Source organism: Aestuariivita sp., from assembly GCF_021404545.1.
In the GTDB taxonomy this organism is placed as follows: domain Bacteria; phylum Pseudomonadota; class Alphaproteobacteria; order Rhodobacterales; family Rhodobacteraceae; genus Aestuariivita.
On sequence record NZ_JAAWWD010000005.1, the window covers coordinates 91,685 to 98,035 of the forward strand.

Here is a 6,351-nt window from a genome sequence, read left to right on the forward strand (position 1 = left end):
GCGGCTCAGTCGAACCGGGTCGCTGTTCCGGCCTCGCGCAGCGCTGTAAAAGCGGTCGTGATGTCGTCGGGCAGTGTTCGGTCGAGCGACAGGGGCGGTAACGCGTCCGGGGCAAAGAACGCGGCTTCCATCGTCTCGCTCCCTGGCTCAGGGGCCGTGCGTTCGCGCCGGTCGCATAGAAAGTGGAGCTTGTAGAAATCGCGCGTGTCGGCCGGATACCGGTGCCGTGCCTTGTGACGCACGTCATAGAGATGGCGCGCGGTGACGACGATCCCGGCTTCTTCGGCGATTTCCTTGACGATGTTTTCTGCTGGGGACCGGCCCACATCGGCAAACCCGCCGGGCAGGGCCCAGTTGCCATCGGTCTTTTCGCGCACCAACAGGACGCGCCCGTCTTCAATCACCGCGCCGCGCACATCGACGCGGGGCGTGGCATAGCCCTTGGCAAAATCCGGGACCAGCCCTTCGATGCGTGAGACCGGCACATTGCCCAAGTCCGACAGCATCTCATTGGCCAGCGCTGCAAGTTCCTCGTACCGTTCGCGGTCATAGGCCACGTCGGTGTAATGCAAACCACAGGAGGCAATGGCCTGGATCCGCTTGGCACGGTTGAGCCAGATGTTTTCCATCACCGGCCCGCCCGGCGCTTATCTGCGCCGGTCGCGACGGGCGCTCATCGGCTGAAAGGCGACGCCGACATGGGCCTCGCAATAGGGTTTGCCGGCCTGAACGGGCAGGCCGCAGAACCAGAAATCTTCGGTCGCGGGGTCGCCGACGGGCCATTTGCACGTCCGCTCGGTCAGCTCCATCAAGCTGAGCTTCTTGGCCTTTTTCTCGATCTCGTTGACTTTGGCCAGTGCCTCGGGGCTGATCTCATTGGCCGAAGGCTGGGGGGGCAGGGGTTGGCCCGCGGGAATGATCTGGCGCCGGGCCGGTGTGGCGGGCTTGGCCTCGGCCTCCGATGCCACGACGGTCGGACGCGCAGGCTCGGTCTTGGGCGCCGGTTTGAGCTTGGCTTCCGGTTTGGGCGCGGGCTTGGCCTTGGCCTCGGTCTTGGGGGCAGACCCTGTGGCGCGGTTCGACAGGCCCAAACGGTGCACCTTGCCGATGACCGCATTGCGGGTGACGCCGCCCAGTTCCTTGGCGATCTGGCTGGCCGACTGACCCTCGCCCCACATTTTCTTCAAGAGTTCGACCCGCTCGTCGGTCCAGGACATGGGTGAGCCTTTCCAGCTAAAAGGGCGGCCCGGTTAAGGCCGCCGCAAAAGAAATTCAGTGCAGTCCCCTATTTTAATCACCCACGGCTGAGATACAAGGCGTCTCGCAGCGCGCAAGGAAGGGGAGAGAGATGGAACAGGACGTGGCTTTGGGTGTGCGCCGGTTTGGGCGGGTGAACTGGTTGGGCCTTTACACGCTGGCCGCGCGCGAGGTGATGCGGTTTGCTGCCGTGTGGACGCAGACCTTGCTGGCCCCTTTGGTGACGGCGGCCTTGTTCTTGATGATCTTCAACCTCGCCATCGGGCCGCGCCGGGGCGATGTGATGGGGGTGCCGTTTCTGACTTTTCTGGCACCGGGCATTCTGATGATGACGGTGATCCAGAACGCTTTTGCCAATACCTCATCCTCGGTGGTGATTTCCAAGGTGCAGGGCAACATCGTGGATACGTTGATGCCGCCCTTGTCCGCGCTTGAGATGGTGCTGGGCTATCTCGCCGGGGCGGTGGCGCGCGGTGTCGCCGTGGCCTTGACGATTGCGCTGGGTCTATGGCTGGCATTGGGGCTGATGCCGTATGCGCCGGGACTGGCTTTGGTCTTTGTCGTTCTGGGCGCGGCCTTCATGGGCGCGCTGGGCATGGTGGCGGGGATCTATGCCAACAAATTCGACCAGATGGCCGCGATCACCAATTTCATCGTCACGCCCTTGGCGTTTCTTTCGGGGACGTTCTATTCCGTGCAGGCGCTGCCGCCGGTTCTGAACACGATCACCCATTGGAACCCGATTTTTTATCTGATCGACGGTCTGCGGTGGAGCATGATCGGGGTGTCCGACAGCAGCCCTTGGCTGGGCCTGGCCGTGTGCGCGGCGGCCACATTCGCGGTGGGACTGGTGGCGTGGATCATGATCAAAACCGGTTACCGCCTCAAGGCCTGATCGGTTTTTGCAGCGCTTCACGCCACGCCAGAATGGCCGCACCTGTCAGAATGATCAGCGCGCCCAGCAGGCTGACCCAGTCGGGGCGCACGCCGAACCAGCCGAAGTCGTAGAGCGTCGCAAAGACCAGCGTGGCATAGCTGAACGGCGCCACATAGCTTGCATCGGCGCGCGCCATACCATTGACGAAACAGGCCTGCGCGCAGGCCATGGCGACCCCGATCCCAACAAGTGCGAGCCATTGGCCGGGCGTGGGCGCCTGCCAAAAGGCAAGCACCGCCAGCCCGGCGATCACCACACCGATCGCGTTGTTTACAAAGAGGATTTGCGAGGGCCCTTCGCGACCTGAGAGTTTCTTTATAAAGATCAGTTCCATCCCCATCACCATCGCGGCCCCCAGGGCCAGCAGGGCGGCTGGCTGGAAGTTTTCGGGCGTGGGGCGTAGCAGCACCATGGCACCGATCAGCGCGATACCGGCGGCACTCCAGCGCCAGCGGCCGACCTTTTCGCCCAAGAGCGGGATCGCCAGCACCATCGCGAAGACCGGGTTGAGAAAGCTGATCGCGGTCGCGTCCGTCAGCGGGATATAGGCGACAGAGGCGAACATCAGCGTCACCCCCAGCCAGCCGAAGGTGGTGCGCCCGATATGAAGCCCCAGGTGAATCCGGGTAAAGCGTGGACGCAGGACCGCGATCGCCGCCGAGATCGCCAAAAACGCGAAAAGAAAGCGGCCAAAGCTGATCTGGAACGGATGCAGCGGCGGTCCCAGCGTGTCTGTGCCCAGCGACTTGGCAAGCAGCGTGGTTGCCGCGATAAAAGCGGTGGCGGCAAGGATCAGGCTTGCTGCGAGGGCCGGATTCTGGGCGCTGGGTTTGAACATGCGCCTTCAGTGCCTCGCGCGGGGCGGGGCGGCAAGCGGCAAGCTGGGGGCGCTGCCCCCGCCGCGCGTGCCGCGCGCCTCCCCCGGGAATATTTCTGGCCAGAAGAAGCCTGGGCGTGTGTCAGGTGCCGCGGTCTTTGATCCGTGTCGCGGGTTGGGGGCCATTCAGCCCATGCGGTCCCAAAGCGAGGTGCACATTGGGCCGATCCGCGCCTCGATCGCGGCCATCGCATCGACGATCAGGTCTTCGCGCCAACGCCGCCCCCCGATCTGGATGCCGATGGGCTGTGGGCCGGTATCGAGCTGCGCGACATGCGTTGGAATGTTGCCCGCCGGCAACCCGGTGAAATTGAAAAGAAACGACCAGAGTGAATGGCCAAGCGCGTCACGCACCCCGTCCGCGCCTTGTGCATCGCGATTCGCGGCGAAGAAGGGTTTGAGCAGGAACGGTGTCAGCACGAGGGGATAGTCTTCAAGAAAGAGCGACCACTGGCGGGCGTAGTGCGTGCGCTGGGCCATCTTTTCTAGCTGTTCGCGGCCCGTGTATGGGGGGAATTGACGATAGTATTCGTCAAAGATCGCATTCAACGTGTCAGAGCCATGCGCCCGGATATCAGGGCCCATGAGCTCTTTGACCTCGCCCATCAGCGCGCGGTAGCCGACCTCCGCCGCCTCACCTGCCAGTGGTGTCTTCACGTCTTGAACGGCATAGCCCGCGTCCGAAAGAGCGTCGACCGCCGCATCAAGAGCTGTGGCGACATCCGGGTGTAGACCAAAGCCGAAATCATCGCGGGTAAAGGCCACTTTGATCGGGCCGTCCAGCGGCGCGCCGCGCCAGGGCAACGGGACGTGAAAGGGATCGCGGGGATCGGGTGCGATGGCCGCGGGCATCGCCAGGTGCAGGTCAGCGGCATGGCGGGTCATCAGCCCCTGAACGGACATGGCCTGCGCCAGCATGCCGCGTTCGGCGGTCTGGCTTGGGTTGAAGGCCGCGACCCTGCCCAGGCCGGGTTTCACTGTAACCGCGCCATTGGCCGAGGCGGGAAAGCGCAGGCTGCCGCCAATATCGTTGCCATGGGCGAGCGGCCCCATACCGGCCATCACCGCCGATCCCGCGCCGCCCGAGGACCCCCCGGGAGACAGATGCTTGCCCCACGGGTTGTGGGTGCGCCCGTGCAACGGGTTGTCGGTATCGGCGCGAAACGAGAATTCCGGCGTATTGGTGCGCCCGATCACGACGGCGCCCGCGGATTTCAGATTGCGCACGATGGGCGCGTCATCTTCGGCGATGTTGTCTTTGAGGGCGGTCACACCATTGGTTGTGGCATGGCCTGCCTGATCGACATTCACCTTGATGGTGAGCGGGACGCCGTGCAGAGGTCCTTTGGGTGCGTCGCTGGCATCGAGCGCGGCGGCCTGGGCGCGGGCCTCATCGGCCAGGCTTTCGACAACCGCGTTCAGCGCGGGATTTGTTGCCTCCATCCGCGCGATGGCCGCGTCGGTTGCGTCGCTTGCACTGATCCGGCCTGATGTGGTTGCCGCGGCGATCTCTGTCGCGCTCCATTGCCAAAGGGGTTTTTGGGACATGTCTTCGCTCTCTGGGTTTTCGTCACCTTACTTCAAGGCAGTGCGCTTGCAAGGAACAGTCATGCGTTAGCCAGTGGCCGTAGGGCGGGACTTGTCCCGCCCTACTGGGCGTAGCCGATGGATTGCAGCGCGGTTTTGATCTCATCGAGGATGGCGGGATCATCGATGGTGGCGGGCATCTTGAACGCCTCGCCATCGGCGATCTTGACCATCGTGGCGCGCAGGATCTTGCCTGACCGGGTTTTGGGCAACCTATCCACCACCACCGCCAGCTTGAATGCCGCTACGGGGCCGATTTTCTCGCGTACCAGCTTGACGACCTCTCTCGTGACCTCTTCATGCGGGCGATTCACGCCGTTTGAGAGGCACAAAAATCCCACCGGCATCTGGCCCTTGAGGGTATCGGTCACGCCGATCACTGCACATTCGGCCACATCCGGGTGCGCGGCCAGCACCTCTTCCATCCCGCCTGTTGACAGGCGATGACCCGCCACGTTGATCACGTCATCGGTGCGCGCCATGATATAGAGGTACCCGTCCTCGTCGATCATGCCTGCATCGCCGGTCTCATAAAACCCTGGGAACGCGTTGAGGTAGGATGTCTGAAACCGGTCTTCCGCATTCCAGAGCGTGGGCAGCGTGCCCGGGGGCAAAGGCAGCTTGACGACGATGGCACCTAATTCTCCGGCGGGCAGGGGATGGCCCGCATCGTCAAGGATCTGAACATCGTAACCGGGCATCGGCACCGAGGGTGATCCGATCTTGACTGGCAAGGCCTCGATCCCCGCGGGCATGCCTGCGATCGTCCAGCCGGTTTCGGTCTGCCACCAGTGGTCATAGACCGGCACGCCCAGGGCGTTGCCCGCCCATTCGATCGTGTCGGGATCGGCGCGTTCGCCCGCCAGATAGAGCGCGCGCAGCGACGAAAGATCGTATTTGCCGATATGCGCGCCCTTGGGATCTTCCCGCTTGACCGCGCGGATGGCCGTGGGAGCGGTGAAAAAACTGGTCACCTTATGTTCAGCAATCACCCGCCAGAAGGTGCCGGGATCGGGAGTGCCCACTGGCTTGCCCTCGAACACGATGGTGGTGTTGCCGTGGATCAGCGGCCCGTAGCAGATATAGGAATGGCCCACGACCCAGCCCACGTCCGAAGCGGCCCAGAAGACCTCTCCCGGTTCGACGTTGTAGATGTTCTTCATCGTCCAGTTGAGCGCCACCAGATGGCCGCCGGTATGGCGCACAACGCCTTTGGGCGCGCCCGTCGTGCCCGACGTATACAGGATATAGGCCGGGTGATTGCCCGGCACCGGCACGCATTCGGCGGGCGCCACACCGGCCTGAAACCCGTGCCAATCGACGTCCCGCCCGGGGGTGAGATGCGCAACTTCTTGTTCGCGCTGGAAGATCACGCAGAATTCGGGCTGATGCGTGGCAAGGTCTATGGCGCCATCCAGAAGCGGTTTGTAATGGACCACGCGCCCCGGCTCCAGCCCGCAGGAGGCCGCGATGATCGCCTTGGGTGTGCAATCGTCGATGCGCACGGCCAGTTCATTGGCCGCAAACCCGCCAAAGACCACAGAATGAATGGCGCCGATCCGCGCGCAGGCCAGCATTGCCTCCAGCGCCTCCGGGCCCATGGGACATGTAGATTTGACCCGGTCACCGGCCCCCGGGACCCCCCTGCGCCCAGGGGCCCCGCCACGAGGGGGAACCCGGGGAATACCCACAA

General features: G+C 63.7%; 6 protein-coding genes. 1 reads left to right on the forward strand and 5 read right to left on the reverse strand.

The genetic code is table 11. The annotated features are described in order from the left end of the window. Positions 1–5: 5 nt before the first annotated feature. Both HEP69_RS04420 and HEP69_RS04425 read right to left on the reverse strand, forming a co-directional pair. On the reverse strand, positions 6–629 hold the full coding sequence (locus HEP69_RS04420; RefSeq protein WP_290557309.1) for an NUDIX hydrolase: 624 nt from the start codon (positions 627–629) through the stop codon (positions 6–8). An 18-nt stretch (positions 630–647) separates the two neighbouring features. Further along, a complete protein-coding gene (locus HEP69_RS04425; RefSeq protein ID WP_290557310.1) occupies positions 648–1,217 on the reverse strand; it encodes a GcrA family cell cycle regulator in 570 nt (189 codons plus the stop codon). A 131-nt stretch (positions 1,218–1,348) separates the two neighbouring features. Here HEP69_RS04425 and HEP69_RS04430 point away from each other — a divergent pair, with 131 nt between their 5' ends. After that, a complete protein-coding gene (locus tag HEP69_RS04430) occupies positions 1,349–2,152 on the forward strand; it encodes an ABC transporter permease (RefSeq protein WP_290557311.1) in 804 nt (267 codons plus the stop codon). On the opposite strand, the gene HEP69_RS04435 is transcribed toward HEP69_RS04430, so the two are convergent. The 3 genes from HEP69_RS04435 to HEP69_RS04445 all read right to left on the reverse strand — a co-directional run. Continuing rightward, complete coding sequence (locus tag HEP69_RS04435; protein ID WP_290557312.1) at positions 2,142–3,032, reverse strand: DMT family transporter; 891 nt, start codon at positions 3,030–3,032, stop codon at positions 2,142–2,144. The genes HEP69_RS04430 and HEP69_RS04435 overlap by 11 nt on opposite strands. Before the next feature lie 165 nt (positions 3,033–3,197). Further along, a complete protein-coding gene (locus HEP69_RS04440; protein ID WP_290557313.1) occupies positions 3,198–4,619 on the reverse strand; it encodes an amidase family protein in 1,422 nt (473 codons plus the stop codon). A gap of 101 nt (positions 4,620–4,720) precedes the next feature. After that, a partial coding sequence (locus HEP69_RS04445; protein WP_290557314.1) for an AMP-binding protein occupies positions 4,721–6,351 on the reverse strand: 1,631 nt, incomplete at its 5' end.